This is a genomic window from Algoriphagus marincola DSM 16067 (assembly GCF_000429405.1).
Taxonomy (GTDB): domain Bacteria; phylum Bacteroidota; class Bacteroidia; order Cytophagales; family Cyclobacteriaceae; genus Algoriphagus; species Algoriphagus marincola.
Genome location: NZ_AUBU01000002.1, coordinates 381,448 through 402,006, shown reverse-complemented (window position 1 = coordinate 402,006; position 20,559 = coordinate 381,448). Strand labels below are relative to the sequence as shown.

Annotated in this window: 17 protein-coding genes and 1 other RNA gene; 12 read left to right on the top strand and 6 right to left on the bottom strand. The window is 42.6% G+C overall.

Features of this window, described 5'->3' with window-relative positions:
- Positions 1 to 5 precede the first annotated feature (5 nt).
- Both G457_RS0104840 and G457_RS0104835 read left to right on the top strand, forming a co-directional pair.
- On the top strand, positions 6 to 2,783 hold the full coding sequence (locus G457_RS0104840; protein WP_026945456.1) for a T9SS type B sorting domain-containing protein: 2,778 nt from the start codon (positions 6 to 8) through the stop codon (positions 2,781 to 2,783).
- Entirely contained in the window at positions 2,780 to 3,208 is a 429-nt protein-coding gene (locus tag G457_RS0104835; RefSeq protein WP_026945455.1) for a thiol-disulfide oxidoreductase DCC family protein, read from the top strand. The genes G457_RS0104840 and G457_RS0104835 overlap by 4 nt, the downstream gene beginning before the upstream one ends.
- Here the strand turns inward: G457_RS0104835 and G457_RS0104830 are convergent.
- Positions 3,196 to 4,158, bottom strand: coding sequence for a sodium-dependent bicarbonate transport family permease (locus tag G457_RS0104830; RefSeq protein ID WP_026945454.1), 963 nt, complete (start codon positions 4,156 to 4,158; stop codon positions 3,196 to 3,198). The genes G457_RS0104835 and G457_RS0104830 overlap by 13 nt on opposite strands.
- 86 nt (positions 4,159 to 4,244) lie before the next feature.
- Here G457_RS0104830 and G457_RS0104825 point away from each other — a divergent pair, with 86 nt between their 5' ends.
- Entirely contained in the window at positions 4,245 to 5,159 is a 915-nt protein-coding gene (locus G457_RS0104825; RefSeq protein ID WP_026945453.1) for a LysR substrate-binding domain-containing protein, read from the top strand.
- Between the two features lie 57 nt (positions 5,160 to 5,216).
- The gene (gene fabD / locus G457_RS0104820; RefSeq protein WP_026945452.1) at positions 5,217 to 6,092 is read left to right on the top strand and encodes an ACP S-malonyltransferase; all 876 of its coding nucleotides are present in this window, start codon (positions 5,217 to 5,219) and stop codon (positions 6,090 to 6,092) included.
- A gap of 36 nt (positions 6,093 to 6,128) precedes the next feature.
- Here fabD and folK read toward each other — a convergent pair whose 3' ends face one another.
- Positions 6,129 to 6,614, bottom strand: coding sequence for a 2-amino-4-hydroxy-6-hydroxymethyldihydropteridine diphosphokinase (gene folK, locus G457_RS0104815; protein ID WP_026945451.1), 486 nt, complete (start codon positions 6,612 to 6,614; stop codon positions 6,129 to 6,131).
- A gap of 68 nt (positions 6,615 to 6,682) precedes the next feature.
- Here folK and sppA point away from each other — a divergent pair, with 68 nt between their 5' ends.
- Positions 6,683 to 8,449, top strand: coding sequence for a signal peptide peptidase SppA (gene sppA, locus G457_RS0104810; RefSeq protein ID WP_026945450.1), 1,767 nt, complete (start codon positions 6,683 to 6,685; stop codon positions 8,447 to 8,449).
- 40 nt (positions 8,450 to 8,489) lie between these two features.
- Here sppA and G457_RS0104805 read toward each other — a convergent pair whose 3' ends face one another.
- Positions 8,490 to 9,383, bottom strand: a complete 894-nt coding sequence (locus G457_RS0104805) for a flavin reductase family protein (RefSeq protein ID WP_026945449.1) — start codon at positions 9,381 to 9,383, stop codon at positions 8,490 to 8,492.
- A gap of 113 nt (positions 9,384 to 9,496) precedes the next feature.
- Between G457_RS0104805 and G457_RS0104800 the strand changes: the two genes are divergently transcribed.
- Positions 9,497 to 10,351, top strand: a complete 855-nt coding sequence (locus G457_RS0104800; protein ID WP_026945448.1) for an endonuclease/exonuclease/phosphatase family protein — start codon at positions 9,497 to 9,499, stop codon at positions 10,349 to 10,351.
- 65 nt (positions 10,352 to 10,416) lie between these two features.
- Here G457_RS0104800 and G457_RS0104795 read toward each other — a convergent pair whose 3' ends face one another.
- Complete coding sequence (locus G457_RS0104795; RefSeq protein WP_026945447.1) at positions 10,417 to 11,706, bottom strand: aminopeptidase P family protein; 1,290 nt, start codon at positions 11,704 to 11,706, stop codon at positions 10,417 to 10,419.
- Positions 11,707 to 11,908: 202 nt separating this feature from the next.
- Here G457_RS0104795 and G457_RS0104785 point away from each other — a divergent pair, with 202 nt between their 5' ends.
- From G457_RS0104785 to G457_RS0104770, 4 genes are all read left to right on the top strand, one after another.
- A complete protein-coding gene (locus G457_RS0104785; RefSeq protein WP_026945445.1) occupies positions 11,909 to 13,135 on the top strand; it encodes a M16 family metallopeptidase in 1,227 nt (408 codons plus the stop codon).
- 2 nt (positions 13,136 to 13,137) lie between these two features.
- Positions 13,138 to 13,782, top strand: coding sequence for an O-methyltransferase (locus tag G457_RS0104780; protein WP_026945444.1), 645 nt, complete (start codon positions 13,138 to 13,140; stop codon positions 13,780 to 13,782).
- A gap of 228 nt (positions 13,783 to 14,010) precedes the next feature.
- The gene (locus tag G457_RS0104775) at positions 14,011 to 15,591 is read left to right on the top strand and encodes a LysM peptidoglycan-binding domain-containing protein (RefSeq protein ID WP_026945443.1); all 1,581 of its coding nucleotides are present in this window, start codon (positions 14,011 to 14,013) and stop codon (positions 15,589 to 15,591) included.
- Between the two features lie 20 nt (positions 15,592 to 15,611).
- On the top strand, positions 15,612 to 16,604 hold the full coding sequence (locus G457_RS0104770) for a DUF3078 domain-containing protein (protein WP_035483139.1): 993 nt from the start codon (positions 15,612 to 15,614) through the stop codon (positions 16,602 to 16,604).
- Here the strand turns inward: G457_RS0104770 and G457_RS0104765 are convergent.
- Together G457_RS0104765 and G457_RS0104755 are read right to left on the bottom strand one after the other, a co-directional pair.
- A complete protein-coding gene (locus tag G457_RS0104765) occupies positions 16,601 to 17,002 on the bottom strand; it encodes a hypothetical protein (protein WP_155847083.1) in 402 nt (133 codons plus the stop codon). The genes G457_RS0104770 and G457_RS0104765 overlap by 4 nt on opposite strands.
- Before the next feature lie 173 nt (positions 17,003 to 17,175).
- A complete protein-coding gene (locus G457_RS0104755) occupies positions 17,176 to 18,321 on the bottom strand; it encodes a DNA polymerase III subunit gamma/tau (protein ID WP_026945440.1) in 1,146 nt (381 codons plus the stop codon).
- A 386-nt stretch (positions 18,322 to 18,707) separates the two neighbouring features.
- Between G457_RS0104755 and ssrA the strand changes: the two genes are divergently transcribed.
- Positions 18,708 to 19,110: a transfer-messenger RNA gene (ssrA, locus tag G457_RS22505) on the top strand.
- A 290-nt stretch (positions 19,111 to 19,400) separates the two neighbouring features.
- Positions 19,401 to 20,552 (top strand): hypothetical protein, encoded by a 1,152-nt coding sequence (locus G457_RS0104740; RefSeq protein ID WP_026945438.1) that lies wholly within the window; start codon positions 19,401 to 19,403, stop codon positions 20,550 to 20,552.
- Positions 20,553 to 20,559: the final 7 nt, after the last annotated feature.

The following is a 20,559-nucleotide window of genomic DNA, read 5'->3' as shown; positions in this document are numbered from 1 at the left end:
AAAATATGAAGCTCAATCATTTCTTATCACTATTTTTTTGCTTTCTGTTTTTTAGCATTTCCCAGGCTTGGGCTACTCACATCCGGGCAGGTGAAATCATCGCTGAACGGATCTCCGTCCAAACACTAACTTACAGAATTACTGTTGTTGGATACACGGACACCCGGTCGAATGTTGTTTTTGGTCCTGGTGTGATCAACTTTGGAGACGGACGAGAAGAACAACTCAATACAGAAAGTGATTTTTCACTTGTCGAATTGGTTGCGCCACAAGTGGAGAAAAATACTTTTGTCATCACGCACACTTTCCAAGGACCTGGAACTTACAACATCCGGTTTCAAGAATTCAACAGAAATGATCTAACGCTTAACATGGACAACTCGGTGGACACACCTTTCTATGTTGAGACTCAAATTACCATTGATCCTTTTATAGGGGTGAATAATTCCCCAGTTCTTACAATTCCTCCTGTTGACAATGGAGCTGTAAACGTTCGTTTTATTCATAATCCAGGAGCTTATGATCCGGATGGAGACAGCTTGGCTTATGAATTGGATATCCCAAAACAAGCTTTCCAAAGACCGGTAAATAACTATCGCGATCCAAATGTCGCTGAGTTTTCTACCAATCAGGAATCAGGAGCGACTCCAGCTCTTTTTGGAATTGATGAAATATTTGGTGACTTGATTTGGGATGCCCCGGGTACTGCGGGGCAGTTCAATGTGGCTTTTCGCATTAAAGAATATCGAAAACTTGATGGCGTATGGACTCAGATCGGCTATGTGGTTCGGGATATGCAAATCATCATTGAAAACTCCAATAATAGACGCCCCGAATTGATTCTGCCGCCTGATCTCTGTGTGGAAGCCGGAACACTGATAGAAGAAATTATTCAAGGTCAAGATCCTGATGGCGATCCGGTGAAAATTGAAGTCTTCGGCGAACCTATGGAAATTACTACCTCTCCTGCCTCCTATAGTCCAGAAGAGGCATTTCAGTCTTCCCCCGCCGTGATCGATTTCAATTGGCAGACAGTTTGCAACCATGTGCGTGCACGGGAATATGATGTACGAGTAAGAATTACGGATCAACCTCGTTCAGGACCTTCTCTGGTGGATGTGAAAACTTGGCGAATCAAGGTAATCGGACCTCCACCTGTCTGGGATGATTTGGAACAGCAGCAAGGTAGAACCGTAGATCTCACCTGGGATCCATACGTCTGTGCAAACTCGGCTTCAGAAATGCAGGTTTGGAGAAGAATCAACTCCGACCCTTATGTTCCGGATAGTTGCGAGACAGGAATCCGTCCGGGTTTTGAGCTAATCGGAACCACGGATATGGAGACGTTTAATTTCACAGATCTGAATGGCGGTGCAGGTTTAGCTCCAGGAAATACTTATTGCTACCGATTGGTGGCAGCCTTTCCAGAACCAAGACTTGGCGAGAGTATCGTTTCCGAAGAAATCTGTATCACGATCGACGTAGATGTACCGATCATCACGAATGTAAGCGTAGAAGAAACAGATACTGAAAATGGAGAAATCTTTGTAAAATGGACTCCTCCCTATGATATTGATCAAACACAATTCCCTGGACCTTACACCTATGAGCTCATCAGACAAGATGGCTTTACAGGGACAAGCAATCGAGTAAGCCTGGGGACGACAAGTGATACTTTATTTACAGACACCGGACTAAACACAGAAAATCTGGTCTATAATTACAAAGTTATCCTCCTGGACAACGGCACCAAAATAGATACATCCTCGACTGCTTCCTCTGTTCGATTAGAACCAAGTATAATCAATCAAGCTATCGAGTTAAATTGGACATTTGACGTACCTTGGAATAATTCCATCTCAGAATTTAGGCACGAGGTTTACCGAAACAGAACGGATGCGGATGCTCAGGATGAAAATACTTTTGAGCTCATTGCTGAAGTGGATGTCACCCAAAGCGGTTTTGTCTTCCTGGACGATGGCAGCTTCAACGGTATTCCATTAGTCAGGGATATCGAATATTGTTACTATGTCGTCACCAAAGGTGCTTACAATGTGGAAGGACTTGTTTATCCATTGGAAAACAAATCTCAAATCGTCTGTGCCAAACCTGATGACAATAGACTCCCCTGTCCTCCAGTCCTTACTTTCGAAGGTCCTGAATGCTCCGCTTATTTAGCAGAACAGCCTTGCAACACCAACACGTTTGTTCATGATTTGAGCTGGGAACCTGATTTCTCCGGGGATTGTGATGACGAACTAGCTGGATATAGACTTTATTTCACCCCAGATGGAGAAGAAGGTCAGTTTGAATTGGTGGCTGAATTGAGTTCGCTAGAATTGGCTACAAGAATCAATAACCTTCCAACCTACAGAGGCTGTTACTACATCACTGCGGTGGACAGATCGGGTAATGAAAGTGAGCCCAGTAATGTCGTCTGCGTAGACAATTGCCCAAATTACGAATTACCAAATGCCTTTACTCCGAATGGTGATGGTCTAAATGACACATTTATCGCCTTCGACAACCCATTCTCTCAATGTCCTAGATTTGTGACGGGGGTAGAAATATTCATTGTCAATAGATGGGGAGCTGAGGTATTCCGATACAACAGCCTGGAATCTGCCGAGAATGACATATTTATCCGGTGGGATGGTCGAGACCAAAACGGTAATGAATTGGCTGCAGGTACTTATTTCTATTCAGGAAAAGTATTCTTCGATGTCTTAGATCCAAGCCAGCGCGAGCAGGAACTCAAAGGCACCATTCAGATTCTTCGATGAATCGCCAAAAATCAATAATCTTCTTCGATGGAGTGTGCAATCTTTGCAATAGCTCCATCGATTTTATCATCAAAAGGGATAAAAACAACCAATTTTTAGTAGGAGCGCTTCAGGATGATTTTTCTAAGAAAATCCTAAGTTCCTATGATGTCAAAGAGGATTACCTTGATTCATTGGTACTCCTTGAGGACGGCAATATTTACTACAGAAGCACGGCGGCATTAATGATTTCCAGAAAGCTTTCTGGCTTTTGGCCATTTTTTTACGCCTTCATCATTCTACCCTCCTGGCTTCGGGATCCGATTTATGATTGGATTGGAAGGAATCGCTATCGTTGGTTTGGAAAAAAAGAAACTTGCCGGCTCCCGACCCCCGAGGAAAAGTCTAAATTTCTTTCCCCTGAAAATTTTTCTCAAAAAGACTGAATAATCATCCAATAAATCGGCATCCCCAAGGTGATATTGAAAGGGAAGGTAATCGCCAAGGCCATGGGAATGTAAAGACCTTCATCCGCTTCGGGATTGGCTAGCTTCATGGCCGCCGGCACTGCAATGTAAGATGCACTCGCTGCCAAAATCGAAAAGATAAATCGATCGCCTGCTGCCGGTGCAATCCAATAGCTCAACACCGCCACGATACAACCATTTACTAGTGGAACTAATATGGCGAAAACTGTAGAGAAGTACCCATTTTTGAAAAAAGACCTCAACTTCCTGCCACTACTGATTCCCATATCCAAAAGGAAGACTGCCAGAAAGCCTTTGAAAATATCCGTGACAAAAGGCTTGATTCCTTCCGCCTGCTTTTCATCAGCGATCAGACCTATCACCAAACTACCCAAAATCAGTAATACTGATCCATTTGTAAAGGCATGCGTGATGATTTTACTGAGACTACCTTTTGATTTTTTCTTTGTCGAATACTTCCTAAGCAAAACCACTCCTGAAATGATAGCAGGAGCCTCCATCAAAGCCATCACTGCAACCATATGCCCTCCAAATGTGACCCCTTGGGCATCCAAAAAGGAAGCTGCTGCTACAAAAGTAACTGCTGAAATGGATCCATACGCTGCCGATATAGCTGCCGAATTAGCAGTATTCAATTTGGTGCGCAGGATAAAGAAGGTATAAATAGGTACCGCTGCCGACAATACCAACCCGAAAACCAAAGCCCAAACGATGTATAAATCAAATTCACTGTGGGAAAGCTCCTGACCACCCTTGAATCCAATGGAAAGCATCAAATAGAGTGCAATAAACTTAGCTGAGGTAGGTGGTATCTCCAGATCAGATTTAAATCTTACCGCTAAGATCCCCAATACAAAAAACAGTAAACTTGGGTTGGTGAGATTGTTTATCAGAATTTCAAAATTCATGCGACAAAGATTTGCGGTAAAAAATTTAAAAAAAACAAAAACATAATTTTTTTTTATCGTATTAGTAAGATGTATTATAAAATGTTATGAATCTAAACTTCAACCATCTCAAAGCCCTGCAGGCAGTGGCCAAGTATGAAAGCATTACCAAAGCCGCTAAGTCTTTGGATATGACTCAGCCCGCGGTATCCGTTCAGTTGAAAAACCTTCAGGATCAGTTTGATGTCCCTCTTACCGAAGTGATTGGTAAAAAGGTCCACATCACGGAGTTTGGTCTTGAACTCGTCGAAATGTCAGAGCGCATATTCAGCGAAATGAATCAAATCGAGCAACGGATGAAAGAACTAAAGGGACTCCTGGCCGGTAAAATCCGTATATCAGCAGTCTCTACCGGCAAATATATCATTCCCTATTTGATTTCGGAGTTTATGAAACTGCATCCTCATGTAGAAATCAGCCTTGAAGTTTCCAATCGCTACAAGGTCTTGGCTCATTTGGAAGAAAATAGCACCGATTTGGCTTTTCTTTCGATTTCTCCTGAGGACTTGGACTTGGATTCAGTGACTTTAGCCGAGAATAAATGGTATTTAGCATGTTCTCCCGAGCATTCGGAAAAATTCCAGAGTCTAATTGATCAAGACAAATGGGGAGAGATTCCTTTTATTTTAAGGGAAAAAGGATCTGGAACCCGGGTCATCATGGAGCGATTTTTTGAAGATCGGGATATTGCTATCAAAAGCCGGATGGAATTATCCACCAATGAAGCTGTCAAACAGGCCGTGATGGCAGGACTTGGAGTGAGTGTTTTATCACTGTACTCTATGCGAAGTGAAGTGGCTGATGGCAGAATCAAACTCCTTGAATTCAAAGGATTGCCCATCAAGGCGCATTGGAGATTGGTATGGTTAAAGCAAAAAAGGCATCAACCTGCGGTCATGGCTTTTATTCGTTGGCTGACCGAAAACAATCAGGAAGTCTTCGGAAAGCTCCTCAATCCATAAGAAAGGTAAAGGCTTGTCTAAAAGCCCTATATTTGCGCACAAACCAACCTAAAATACATGAACGCATTTGTTTTTCCTGGGCAAGGAGCCCAATTCCCAGGAATGGGAAAAGAGCTGTATGAGACTAATTCTCTTGCCAAAGAGCTTTTCGAAAAGGCTAATGAAATTCTTGGATTTCGAATCACAGACATCATGTTTGAAGGTTCCGCTGAGGAACTTAAGCAAACCCAGGTCACGCAGCCTGCGATTTTTTTGCATTCCGTAATCTTGGCAAAATGCACTCCTGATTTCAAGCCTGATATGGTAGCTGGGCATTCTTTGGGAGAATTTTCTGCATTGGTGGCTAATGGAGTTTTAGCCTTCGAAGATGGGCTACGCTTGGTACATCAGCGGGCTTTGGCTATGCAGGAAGCTTGCGAGATTAATCCATCCACGATGGCTGCTATCTTAGGATTGGCAGATGAAAAAGTTGAGGAAATCTGTGCCAGTATCTCAGAGGAAATCGTAGTGCCGGCGAATTACAATTGCCCGGGTCAATTGGTGATCTCAGGAAGTAATAAAGGAATCGAAATTGCCTGTGAGAAAATGAAAGAAGCAGGGGCAAAAAGGGCGTTGCCCCTTCAGGTAGGAGGAGCTTTTCACTCTCCACTGATGGAGCCTGCAAGAGAAAAACTTCAAAAGGCCATCGAAATGACACAATTCTCTGTTGGCTCTTGCCCAGTTTACCAAAATGTAAGCACCACGGCTGTCACGGATGTAAACGAAATCAAGGAAAATCTTATCGCCCAGCTCACCGCACCTGTAAAATGGACTCAATCTGTCCAGAATATGGTGAAGGATGGAGCTACCGAATTTATCGAATGCGGCCCAGGAAAGGTACTTCAGGGTTTAGTTAAAAAAATCCATTCTGAAGCACAGGTTTCTGGGCTTTGATATTAAATAGCTAGGCTGTCTTTTTCAGAAGGCAGCCTATTTTTTCCATTTTTTCACTTTTGATTCATCCTCACATGCTTCGAGAAGCTCCAAAGAATTTTTATTAAGCTTAGGGTGAACCCAATCGGGAAGCAACTCGGCAAGTGGTGCTAAAACAAATCGACGCTTATGAAGATGCGGATGTGGAATAATAAGGTTTGGCACTTGAATCTCCTGATCTTCCCAATACAAAATATCAATATCCATGGTTCGATCTCCCCATGTGACTTCGCGCTCCCTTCCCAAATCGCGCTCAATGGTCTGCAAAAAGCTCAAAAATTTGAGAGGTACCTCCTCAGTACTTACCAAGAGCACTTGATTCAGAAAATCTCCCTCAGCCTTTCCTCCCCATGCTTCCGTAGAAAAAATGGATGATTCCCCTTTAATCAGTGCTTTTGAAACAAGCATTTGTTTAGCCTCTCGAATCAGCTGCTCCCGATCTCCTAAGTTCCCTCCCAAAATCAAAACTACCTCTTGAACCATTCCCCTTGAATTTTACTTTCATTAGTCCCTCAAAATAAACTATTTTTACCCCAACTAATACAACTACTATGAAATTCTTAGGAAATGTTCTGGCAGTCATTGTCGGTTTATTCGTTTTCACCATTTTGAGCATCCTGCTCTTTTTTGGGCTGATTGGAATTTTGGCAGCATCTGGCGAAAAGGAAGTCTCACTGAAAGACAACACCGTTCTGCATTTGAATCTCAATGGCCGAATGCTTGTAGAGCGAACCTCAGAGGATGACCTGAATTTTGGACAATTCGGAAACCCTTTTGGAGGAAGTATGCAGGCAGGCATGATTAATCTCAAAAAAGCAATTCGAGAGGCAAAAACCAACGAGAAGATCAAAGGAATCTATCTCAATACCGGACTGATTCTAGCTGGACAAGCTAATCTACTCGAACTTAGAGAAGAGCTAGAAAGCTTTAAAGAGTCCGGAAAATTCATCCTCGCTTATGACGAAGCTTATGGCGAAGGAGGATACTATTTGGCTTCTGTAGCTGATGAGATTTATCTCAACCCAATGGGGGCAATTGATTTCAATGGACTCGCCTCAGAAGTAATCTTTTTGAAGGGCTTCTTCGAAAAAGTCGGAATTAAGCCAGTAGTATTTCGGGTAGGTGAATTCAAAAGTGCCGTCGAGCCTTACATCTTGGAGAAGATGAGCCCTGAAAACCGTCTTCAAACAGAATATTTCTTAGAAGACATCAATCAGGAAATGATCAAGGCCGTGGCAGACTCTCGAGGTCTGAGCCTAGACAGCATGGCTACTATCAATGATCAAATGCTGGTAAGGGAGGCCGAAGACGCGGTGACATACAATCTGGTGAACAGATTGACCTACGAGGATGAGGTGCATGCTATCCTGAGAGAAAAACTGGGATTGGATGAGGATGACGACATCCCAACAATCAATGCCACTGATCTAGGTTCGTTGGCAAAAAGCAAAAACCTCACATCCAAAAATAGAATTGCTGTTATCCTTGCTGAAGGAGAGATCGTCAGTGGCAGTGTAGATGGGGTAATCAGCTCTGATAAATTTGCCAAGGAGATTCGGAAAGCCAGAAAAGACGATGATATCAAAGCAATCGTTCTTCGGGTTAATTCACCAGGCGGATCGATTTTAGCTTCAGAGGTAATCTGGAGAGAAATGAGTGAAGCCAAAAAAGTGAAGCCCGTCTATGTATCCATGGGAGAAGTAGCTGCTTCAGGTGGTTATTACATTTCCGCCCCGGCAGATACCATCGTGGCCCAGCCAAACACAATCACCGGCTCCATTGGGATTTTCGGCTTATGGTTCAATGTACAGGAATTGATTAATGATAAACTGGGAGTAACGACCGATGTGGTCACCACAGGTGAGCTTTCAGACTTTATGAATGTAGCCCGACCACTGACAGAAGTGGAAAAAACCATCGTACAAAAATCTATCGAAGATGGCTATGAAAAATTTATCAGCCGTGTAGCTGAAGGTAGAGACATGAGCCCTGAGGCTGTAAAAGAGGTTGCCTCCGGAAGAGTTTGGACTGGAAATCAAGCTAAAGAACGTGGTCTAGTCGATGTTTTGGGTGGTTTGGATACCACCATTGACCTCGCTGCAAAGAGAATTGAGGCAGGAGATGATTACCGGGTAATTTATTATCCGCAGCAAAAGCCATGGTTTGAAAAACTAATGGAAGACTTCTCCGATAATGTAGAAGCTAGAATCCTTCAGGCCCAACTTGGAGAATATTACGGCCTCTACAAAAATCTAGAAAAAGTAAAAACCTATCAGGGAATTCAGGCAAGGATGCCTCAGGAGATCAAAATCAAATAATGAAAAAAGCCTCGGTTGAAAATTTCGACCGAGGCTTTTTTTATGGCTTTTGCAGAAGAATCAACCAGGCTTTTTCTACATCTCCTTCTTCCAAAGTCTCTTTGGCTAGCAGATGTAAATGATCTGCCCAACTCGCTGGATCATTTTGGAAACGGACCCGCATTTCTTGTATTTCGGGTTTTTCTCCAAACTTTTCGATTTCCTCTTCACTCGGAAGACTCTCCACATTTCCCAACCTTCCCAGATTATTCCCAGTCAGTATAGCACTGTTTCGGATATCCTCGGGGATTTGGTCTACACCGATTCCCAGAGTCCTCAGTGGCTTTGGAATTTCGAAAAGACAAGATCCGTTGGTTCGTGAATACCAATTTCCACCAAGACGAGCTACCAAATCCAATTTATTGGGGTCGATTATACCCTTTTCATCCAAAATATCTTCGTCTACATGGACGCAAAGCACTTCACAAATAACTAGATTTCCCGCTCCTCCTGTGTCACCTAGTGATTTCACTTCATTGACTTTACACTCCATGGAAACCCTGGCTTCTTTGATCCTCGGAGGTTTGACTTGTGAGGAAGGCACAGCCGTAAAACCTGCCTTCACAAATTCATCTACTCCTTTTGGGTACTCGGTACTCGCCAAAGACATTTGCTCGACCATACCATAATGCACCACATGAATCACCACTTCCGGTACCTCATGGACATTTTCCAAGGTGTGCTTGGTGGTATTATCACGCACACGCCGAGAAGGAGAAAAAACCAAAATCGGGGGATTGGTACTGAATAGATTAAAGAAACTAAAAGGACTGAGGTTAAAATTTCCCTCTGAGTCAATGGTACTTGCAAAGGCAATGGGTCGTGGCGCCACGCTGCCTTGTAGCAAAGCATGAAATTCAGGAACTGGTAGGTCTTTTGGGTAAATAGTCTTCATGAATCAGTTTGATTGGAAAAATTCATTCTTTCTTAACAGCATGAATTACCTCAGGATTTTTCTTTTGTTCAAATTAAAAGGCAATTTTATCGGACTAAACCCAGAATTTGAAAATGAAATCTCAAGCACTTATCAAAAGCCTTTCCCTCCTTTTACTTTTCATAGTCAGTTTTGCGCCTTTCTCCATGGCCCAAACTCACCAACTAGCCACCTTCAATATCCGATGGGATAATCCTGGCGATACTGGTAATCTTTGGAAGGATAGGCTACCCCATGTTACATCGCTGATCCAATTTCATCAAATAGGAATCGTAGGGACGCAAGAAGGCCTAAAGCATCAAGTCGAACAGTTGAGTAACTCCCTTGGGTTTGATTATTTGGGAGTAGGCAGGGATGATGGCGCTCAAAAAGGAGAATACACCGCCATTCTTTACGATGGATCCCAATACGAATTACTTGACCAAGGTACTTTTTGGCTATCCCCTACTCCTGAGGTCCCAAGTAAGGGTTGGGATGCCGCGCTTAATCGGATTTGCTCCTGGGGGAAATTTCTAAGTGCTGAGAAAGAGGAGTTCTACGTGTTCAATATCCACTACGACCATATCGGGCAGGAGGCCAGGGAAGAAAGCAGCAAATTAGTTGTTCGGAAAATTGAAGAAATCAATACCGAAAAGCTTCCGGTAGTTTTATTGGGTGATTTCAATGTTACACCTGATAACCCTGCCTACACCACCATTACCTCCTCTGGGGGCTGGAAAGATGCCCGTTTGATTTCCAAAACACCTTCTTACGGACCTGCAGGTACTTTCACTGGATTTGATTGGGAAAAAATGCCTGATGGAATCATAGACCATATTTTCGTCAAAGGGCAGGTTCAAGTAATCAGACATGGTATCCTAAGCGATAATTATGGTAAAAAATACCCCTCTGATCACTTTCCTGTGATGGTTGAGGTTCAATTTCGGTGAGACTGGAAATAAAAATACCCCCAAAAAGTTATGACTATTTGGGGGCAAATAAGTGAAAACTTTCCTTAAGAATTCATCAGCTCTTCAATTTCCTCCGCTTCAATCGGGATATTCCGCATCAAGTCGAAGTAGCCATTTTCTTGGATGACGATGTTATTCTCCAAGCGTACTCCTAGGTTTTCTGCTGGAATGTAGATCCCTGGCTCAACGGTAAATACCATACCCGGTGTAATCGGGCCATGCATAGTTCCCACATCGTGCACATCCAAGCCTAAATGATGGGAAGTGCCATGCATAAAATACTTTTTGTAGGCTGGCCATTTTGGATCTTGGTTTTTCACATCAGTCTGATCAATCAGGCCAAGACCGATCAATTCGGATTGCATGATAAGCCCTACTTCTTTATGATAGTCTTGAATATTGGTACCTGGTCTCAGAATATTCATTGCTTCTCGCTGAACGCGTAAGACTGCATCGTAAACAGCTTTTTGGCGCTCGGTAAATTTCCCATTCACTGGAATAGTCCGAGTCATATCTGCATTGTAATTTCCATATTCTGCACCCACATCCATCAGCAATAAGTCGCCATCATGGCACGGGCGGCTATTCTCAATATAATGCAATACACAGGCATTGGCACCCGAGGCAATGATCGGTTCGTAGGCAAAGCCCTTGCTTCGGTTTCTCACAAATTCATGTAGGTATTCCGCCTCAATTTCAAACTCGGTAACACCGGGTTTCACAAAATTCAAAATCCGCCTAAAACCTTTCTCCGTAATATCACAGGCTATTTGGAGTTGATCGATTTCAGCCTGCTCTTTTGCACCACGGAGTTCATGCATAATCGGAGCCAGTCGCTCATACTCATGAAGCGGAAAACGCTCCTTGCACGACTTGATAAATCGGGCATCTCGAGTCTCTACCACCACTCCCGCTCTGAGGTGCTCATTTGTATTCAGGTAAACGCGCTCCGAAAGCGCCATTACTGAATTGAAGATTTGATCAAAATCAGAAAGCCAATGAATGTTTTTAATTCCCGAAGCTGCTTCTGCTTCTTCTTTGGTGTATTTATGCCCTTCCCAAACCGCGATATGTTCATTTGTCTCCCGCAGGAAAAGTACCTCCCGCCAAGCTGGATTAGGGCAGTCAGGTGCGATCAGGAGTATGGTCTCTTCCTGATCTATGCCACAGAGGTAAAAAAGATCATTGTTTTGTCGAAAACGCATCGTGCCATCAGCGTTGGTTGGCATGATGTCGTTCGAATTGAAAATTGCGACCGAATCTTTGGCTAGTTTTTGAGCCAGTTTTTCTCTATTTCGAATGTAAAGGTCCGCGGAAAGTGGTTGGTATTTCATTGTCTATCTTTTATTTTTTTGATCAAAGGGATTTTAAGAATAAGCTCATTAAAAGCAGAATCTGGGATAATTATATTTGATTTGAAACAAGACCGGGATAGAAATTTGTTTTCTTTGTGTTACCGGAAATTGAAATTGAAACAAACTTCTCAGGAATCCAAGTTTGTTTAGAAATCTTGGTTTTTGGTTTTCAAAATAATTTATGCATCAGATAAAAGAGCTTGCAAACGGCATTCGGATCGTTCATCAGGAAGTCTCTCATACGCGCTTGGTCCATTGTGGATTTGTACTCAATATTGGCAGCCGAGATGAGACCAAGGAGCAAGAAGGTTTGGCTCATTTCTGGGAGCACATGGCTTTCAAGGGTACCAAAAGACGAAAAACCTTTCACATCCTAAATCGCCTGGAATCCCTCGGTGGAGAGCTCAATGCCTACACAACCAAAGAAAAAATCTGCTTTTATGCATCGGTCCTGAAGGATCATTATTCCAAAGCTGCCGAACTGCTCTTTGATATCACTTTCAATTCAACTTTTCCAACCAAAGAAATCGAGAAGGAGCGACAGGTAATCTTGGAAGAAATGGCCATGTACCGAGATTCACCGGATGATTCTATTCAGGACGAACTCGACGCTTTGGTCTTTGACAATCATGCCCTAGGTCGAAATATCCTTGGAAGAGAAGAGACAGTGGGACATTTCACCCAACAGGATTTCTTTGAGTTTATTGGGAGTCGCCTTGACACCTCCCAACTTGTTTTTTCCATTGTTGGAAACATTTCCTTTGCCAAAGCTTTGAAGATCATTGAAGGCCCACTTTCCGAAATTCCAGCCAAGCGAACTCTCTACCTCAGAAGCCCTTTCAAAGGATACCTACCCAAGCTAGAAAGACTGAATCGGGATATCACGCAGTCTCTTTGTGGAATCGGAAGGCCTGCTTATTCTCAGCATGACCCAAGAAGGTATAAACTTTACCTTTTGAACAATATCCTCGGCGGACCAAGCATGAATAGCCGCTTGAATATGGCGCTTCGCGAAAAGCACGGGCTCGTGTATAGTATAGAGTCTACCTTCCAGCCTTTCTCAGATATAGGCTTTTTTGGGATCTTTTTTGGTACGGAAGAAAAGACCCTTCCCAAGGCCAAAAAGCTGGTTCAGAAAGAACTCAAGCGACTTCGGGAAAAAAAATTGGGTAGTCTGCAACTGCATATGGCCAAGGAGCAAGCAATCGGTCAGATGGCGATGGCGGAAGAAAACTATGCTGCCCTTATGTTGGTATTTGGGAAAAGCCTGATTGACCATGGCAAAATTGATCCTTTGGATAAGATTTTTGAGCAAATCAAGCAAACAACAGCTGAAGACTTACTCGAAATCGCGAATGAAATCCTAGACCCGGTACAATTAACCTCATTGACTTATTTACCCAATTGATCATGGAATTCATCGATTCGGAACTCCTAGACTATTGTGAAGCCCATACAAGCGAAGAAGATGCGCTTTTGAAAAAAATCACCCGGGAAACGCAGGCCAAGGTACTGATGCCTCGGATGCTTTCAGGTCAACTTCAGGGTAAATTTCTAGAGTTGATGGTCAAAATGCATCAACCGAAGACTATTTTGGAAATCGGTACTTATACCGGTTATTCGGCTATTTGCATGGCAAGAGGTCTATCCAAGGAAGGCAAACTCATTACTTTGGATATCAATGACGAATTGGAGAAAATGGTCAGAGGCTTTTTTGAAGAAAGTGGGTTGATTGCCCAAATTGACTATCGACTTGGGAATGCGCTTGACTTGATTCCTACTATTGAAGGTGATTTTGATTTTGTATTTATAGATGCCGACAAGGAGAATTACCTGCCCTATTACCAGCTCGTGATAGATCGGGTTTCGAAAGGTGGCGTCATCCTCGCTGACAATGTACTTTGGTCGGGAAAAGTCCTTCCAAAAGGCAGAAAAAAACTCGATAAGGATACAGCTGCCCTGCTGGAATTCAACCGATTTGTACAAGAAGACCCACGAGTCGAAAATAGTCTTTTGCCCATTCGAGATGGATTGATGCTTGCCAGAAAGCTTTAAACCCGAAATATGCATTAGACTTCTTATTACGAGTCCAAACCGCTTCAAAATCAATCCGCTTTGCTGCATTTAGCTCAATCACCGTAGCGGTGCTATGCCTCATTCACTAAATGCTTGATTTTATTGCGGTTTGATCTCTCACTACAGATTCTAATACATAGTCCGGGTTAAGGAAATTTTAGGAATCATTTTTGCAGAAGGTCAGAAAGAAAAATCTTTACTGTCCCCATGAAGCTGATTTCTCGCATCATTTTTACCAAAATCCTTTTTATAAGCCTTTTTTCGAGTCTTTTCGCTCAAATCCCGCAGGTTCCTGCTGAGATGGAATTTGCCGATCTTATTCTTCGGATAAACCCTCAAGCAAGAAGGGAAATTCAACTCGATGTGGATGCACTTCATCGCAGTCCCAAGCACTTTCAGGTAAAAATGGATCGATTCAATTTATATCGTCCCATTATAGAGCGGGAGTTTCGGGCAGCTGGTGTGCCTGAAGACCTCAAATATTTAGTCATTCAGGAAAGTGGATTGATTGCAGATGCTGTCTCTACATCCAATGCAGTTGGATTTTGGCAATTCAAACAAGGGACGGCTGAGGAAGTATCTATTCGGGTAGATAGACAGGTAGATGAAAGGAAAAATATCGTCAACTCCTCTCGCGGAGCGGCTTTGTACTTAAGAGGACACAATCGCACTTTTGACAATTGGATGGTATCCCTGATCGCCTATCAAATGGGTGCAGGTGGGGCCAAAGCTTATTTCGGTGACCGCTATCGGGGTAAACGCATAGTTGATGTGGATCGAAATTCGCACTGGTATTTCAAGAAATTCCTGGCACATAAAGTCGCCTTTGGGGAACAGGTTTTCCAACTTACGAGTAATACCAATTCGCTTCGACTTGCAGAGGTGAAGGTAAATGGCCCTACAAGTTTGGATGCCTTGGCTAAAAAGTACAAGGTCAGTGAGGAGCATTTGAAGGAAATGAATAAATGGACTTCCAACGGAAAAATTCCTACCGGTGGCCCCTACTACTTGGTTTTTGTGACTGATGATCAAGTTGAGTTTGAAACGGGAATCGAGCCTAAAAATCCAGCAAAAAGTAGTAATGCAGGCAAGTCAAGCCCCAAATACAGCACAGCTAACTCCTATCCGCGCATTGCAGGTAATACTACCAAAGCATCCCAACCGGACCAAATCACTGTCAACAATCTAGATGGTGTTCAGGCGGCATCTACCACCACACAGGATACTTTTGCTGAAAAGATCGGCATCAAAGAGAAGCGATTCCGTCGATGGAATGACCTGGAGCCAGGAGAGCGAGTAGAAGCAGGTGAATATTATTACACCGAAAAGAAAAAAGCCAAAGCTGAGGTAGCGACTCATATCGTACAGCCCGGTGAGACACTTTGGAGCATCTCGCAAAAGTATGGAATCAAACTTTCATCCTTGAAAGCTAAAAACCGTATCCGAAGGGATCAGGATTTGAAAGCTGGAATGGTATTGAACCTCCAAGAACACCGCAAGCGGGGTGAGGACATCCCATTGGTACAGATTTCAAATACTTCTAAAACAGTGATTGCCAAAAACGAGCAAATTGTCAGCCAGCCGAAGCCGAACCCGGTAACATCAGCCTCTTCCAACCAGAAGGCTACGAACTCAGCTAGTTTAACGCATACTGTTTCTCCCGGAGAAACATTGTACGCGATATCCAAAAAATATGGTGTGACTGTAGATCAGCTCAAATCCTGGAATCGAATCGGAAGTCAAAATATCATTAGCGTGGGGCAGAAATTAACTATCTTCAAGCCCTGAAACGCGTCTGTTTTAATCCCATGAAACGATTTCTTCTACTTTTAAGCCTTATTTTCATTGGGCTTGGGGGAAAGCTTCTTGCCCAAGACCAGCAGATTATCCCGGATACGGTTTTGATAGCCGGGGATACCCTGCTCATGATTGGGGATTCCTTGATTGTAGAAGAACCAAAAAAAGAGATTTTCTGGAAGACAGGTGGGAATTACAACCTCAATATTGTACAGGTAACCTTGAGTAATTGGGCTGCGGGTGGAGCCTCCTCCTTTGCACTGAATACCGGAGTTTCACTTTTTGCCAATTACAAAAAAGACAAAAAGGTATGGGACACGCAGCTTACCGTCAATCTGGGTTTTAGTAGGCAGAATGATCGGGTTTTCCCTACCAGAAAAACCAATGACAATTTTCTTTTTGTGAGTAATTACGGTAGAGAACTCTCGGAGACATTCTACCTTTCCACGCAGTTGGAAGCTCGTACCCAACTTTTGGAAGGATTTAAATATGCCCGCCCTTCGGGAAGTGAGTCGGATACCCGTACTAAAATATCCGATCTATTGTCCCCAGGCTATGTGCAGTCATCCACGGGTCTCAACTACAGGAAAACTTATGAGAAAAAAGGGAAATTATCAATCATCCTCTCCCCTTTCACAGGCCGTTTTACCATCGTCCTGAATGACTCTTTGAGTAATGCCGGAGCTTTTGGTGTAACCCCGGGAGAGAATGTCCGAGCTGAAGCCGGGATGTCTTTGGCTACTTCGATCGCAGACTTCCAGCTGATGGAAAATGTGACCTGGCGTGCTGATCTAAATCTCTTCTCAAATTATGAGCGATTCGGAAATATGGTTGTAAACTTCAACTCCATCATTCGAATGAAGGTAAACAAATACATCTCCACCCGAATAGAGACGACTTTGATATATGATGAGGAGGTGTTTATCAAGCAAGATGACGGCCCAGCAAAACAAGCTGTTCAGCTACAGAATCTCGTCAACTTTGGCATATCGCTGGACTTTTAGAAGTCCGGGTCTAGGTCAAACTTCTTCGAAAACTCCAATAAGGCCGGATGCTTTTTGAGCAGATGCTTAAATTTATCCTGATCGGTGTAAAGCTTGGGTGAACCAGCATCATCTTCTTCCTTGACATCCAATTGGATGGCGATTTTTCCAGCCCCACTTTTTTTACGGAAGATCCCAATCAAATCAGGCTTCATTTTTTCAGCAATCTCTTCCTGAACATGGCCCATGACTTCAATGAAAATGGTTCCCTCCTCCACTTTTTTAACTTGCTGTAGGATGGCCAACTCCAGGTTCCGCTTTTCAGACTTCCAAAGTTCAATCACCTCAGGCAAATATTGATCTAGCATTTCCTGCTTAAAAACTCCTACAGAAGTGGTAGGAATCAATTCTATTGGCATCTTCTCCTCTTGGGATGGCTCCTTTACTTCCGGCTTTACCTCTTTCTTTAAAAAAGTTTTTGCCTGAGAAAAATTCGTGGGAACCGAGATAGTCTTTTGGACAGGAGTCTTTTTGGAATGGACTTCGGCTACTTCAGGTTTTGGAGTTCCGTTCGTGGTCTCAGCTTTGGGAGCTAAGCTTTTTTTTTTGAATCCTCCACAGCAAGCGCTGCAAGGTTTAAAGCTGCCGGAATTTTGGCCATTTTCATCAAAGCCAATTCCACATGCAAGCGCTGATTTTTACTGCTCTTGTAATGAATATCGCATTGATTGGCGATGGATAGCGCACTCAAAAGAAATGACTGACTACTCGCTTTGGACTGCTCAATATAGTTGGCTTTCACCTCATCGGACACTTCCAGTAGATTCACCGTAGCCGAATCCTGTACCACCAACAAATCTCTGAAATGCTCCGCCAGTCCCACGACAAAATTATGCCCATCGAACCCCTTTTTGAGGATTTCGTCAAAGATCAACAAAGTGTCTGCAATATTTCCAGCGAGAAGCGCCTCTACCACTTTGAAATAATAGTCATAGTCCAAAATGTGGAGATTAGCGATGGTCTCTTGATAGGTGACTTTCTTCCCCGCGGAATAGGTAACAATCAAGTCAAAAATCGAAAGTGCATCCCGAAGTGCTCCATCTGCTTTAGCAGCAATCAGTCGCAAAGCCTCATCCTCATAATCTACACTCTCCTCTTTGGCGATGTATTGCAAATGTTCCGCAATGTGCTTGATCTGAATTCGGTTGAAATCAAAAATCTGACATCGGGAAAGGATAGTAGGTATAATCTTATGCTTTTCTGTAGTCGCAAGAATGAAAATCGCATACTTCGGTGGCTCTTCCAAGGTCTTCAAGAAAGCATTGAAGGCTTGATTGGAAAGCATGTGAACCTCATCAATGATATAGACCTTGTACTGGCCTTTTTGAGGGGCATAACGAACCTGATCAACCAGGTTTCGGATATCATCGACCGAGTTGTTGGACGCAGCATCTAGCTCGTAGATATTGAATGAAGCATTGTTTTGGAAAGAAAGGCAGGACTCGCATGTACCACAGGCTTCCTGATCTTCACCTCGGTTTTCGCAGTTGATGGTTTTGGCAAGGATTCGCGCACAGGTAGTTTTTCCTACTCCCCGAGGCCCACAAAAAAGAAAAGCTTGAGCTAAGTGATTGTTTTTGATCGCATTCTGAAGTGTGGTAGTAATGTGCTGCTGCCCTACGACACTTTTGAAGTTTGCCGGTCTATATTTTCTTGCCGAAACAACGAAATTTTCCATCGCTGCAAGATATAAAAATCTCTTTGATTGGGGAGGAATTGGAAGATTTGAAAATTGAAAAATTAAAAATTAACCGTCATAGCGAGGAGCTCTACTTAAAATCAAAAACAATCTATTTACTAGTGAAGCGACGAAGCTATCTTAAGGTTGATTAAAAAATTGAAAGATTGGTTGAAAAGTGTAAAAGTTGGAAGGTTGGAAAGTGTAATGGTTGGAAGGTTAGAAAGTGACTTTGGTGGCTGCAAGCAATATTGAAACTTCAAGCGGGACTTCGAACCTAAATGAACTCAGAACCGAAAACCCAAAACCCAAAACCATTTTGCCTCCTATTGCAAATTGCTCCTTGAGTGGAACCAAATTTGCCTTACCTTTGTCTGAATAAAAATGGGGCTGACCGGTATTGACAGTAAGTGTAAAGATCGGGCTCGCATGCAGGCTGGAGTATGTACGGCCTTGAAAGATTCATACGAACCATAAATGGCGAAACTTCTTACGCCATGGCTGCCTAATCTAACCTACTAGGATAGATCGCTTAAAGGGTTGAGTTGCAAACAGTAATTCCCCGGCCACATCTCACCACCTGTGGTCTGATCCGGGTGGAGTTGAGGTGTCGATCAGGTCAGACTGCTGCTTGCGATGCGATTAAGCAAGCTTAAGACTCAGTCGCTAAGCTAGACTCAGGTGTGTCACCCAGCATAGTCTAGTCGAAAAGCCAATCGGTGACTAAGCATGTAGACGGTACGGTGTTTCCTTATCTGGACGCGAGTTCGAATCTCGCCAGCTCCACAACTGGACAAAATTAACCCTGTAAGAAATAGACTTACAGGGTTTTTATTTTTATAGCTTTTTGTTTCTTGAAATGAAGATTTTACAATTCTAAAAGTTTTTCTCAACCGGCTGATTCCGTTCTATTTAGCACCTGTTGAAGCAATTTCATTTTTTTATTAAAATTTAACTTTTTAAAGAAAATTGTATTTATTTTAGCAGATTATTTGATTTTTCCAAGAATCAAATACTAGAATTAACCAAGTAAAATTATCATTTATTCAATCCTGTGATATCCAAAATTGTAAAACAACATGAAAGGATTCTATAAATCACCGTGTGAACATAAAGTAAAAATTAGCAATAGATTAAATAAGAAGGCAGCAAATACCACATTTATCCTATCCTGTTTAATAGTATTTTTTCTTTTTTCAAATTGTGTATTTGGCCAGACGAAGCAGACTCAGTTTAATGGATTTGGTCACCTTGAGTTCTATTTTGATCGTGATGAAGATGGTAGACGTGCTTCTTTTGCAATTGGTGAGCATGACTTTTTCGTAAATGCTACTATTTCAGACAAGATTACTTTCATTGGAGAGTATGTTGTTCGATTTAATTCTAATTCAGCAACAAACTACCTACCGAGCATTGAGAGGTCTCTTGTAAAATACAACTATACCAACAACCATTCGGTGATAGTTGGAAAAGTCCATACTCCCTTAAATTATTGGAATGACTCTTATCATCATGGTCGGGTATTTTTCCCTGTCATTGATCGTCCTCTTGCCTTTTCATACTTCATTCCCCTTCATACTTTAGGACTTCAATTTCAAGGTCAAAATTTAGGTAGACTCAATTTCGGATATGATGTGATGATAGGCAATGGTATCAGTTCGACAGATATTTATCATGATTCTGTAGTCCCTGCTGTTTCTGCCGCATTTCATATTAAACCAAGAGATGGAATGCGTATCGGTGCATCCTATTATTGGGACAATTTACACGATAACACTCCAGGAGTGCATAGTGGCCATAGCACCGCTACATCAGTACCATTGGATCAGCGATATGAAGGACCTGTAAAATTCCGGTTGACGAGTTTTTCTTTTGCCTACTTCAAGGACAATTTTGAGATCCTTAATGAGTCAGGCTATAATGTTTCCACTACTGATACTACAGGACGAGCCAATAATTTCTACCAGTTTGTCTATGCCGGGCTAAATGTGACTGAAAAAAGCACCCCTTATATATTAGGAGATTACATTCATGTGGCAGATAATGATGTACATGCTTACCCTGCTGAAAGGCTTAAGATCGCTCTTGGTTATCGTTATTCTTTTGACTATTTATTAAACGTAAAAATCCAATTGGAAAAAGAATGGGAATTCAAACACGCTTTTCATCAGAACCATCCCATATCCTACGGAGGACCATTTTTAAGGATTCAAGTCGCATATGGATTTTAATCAATGA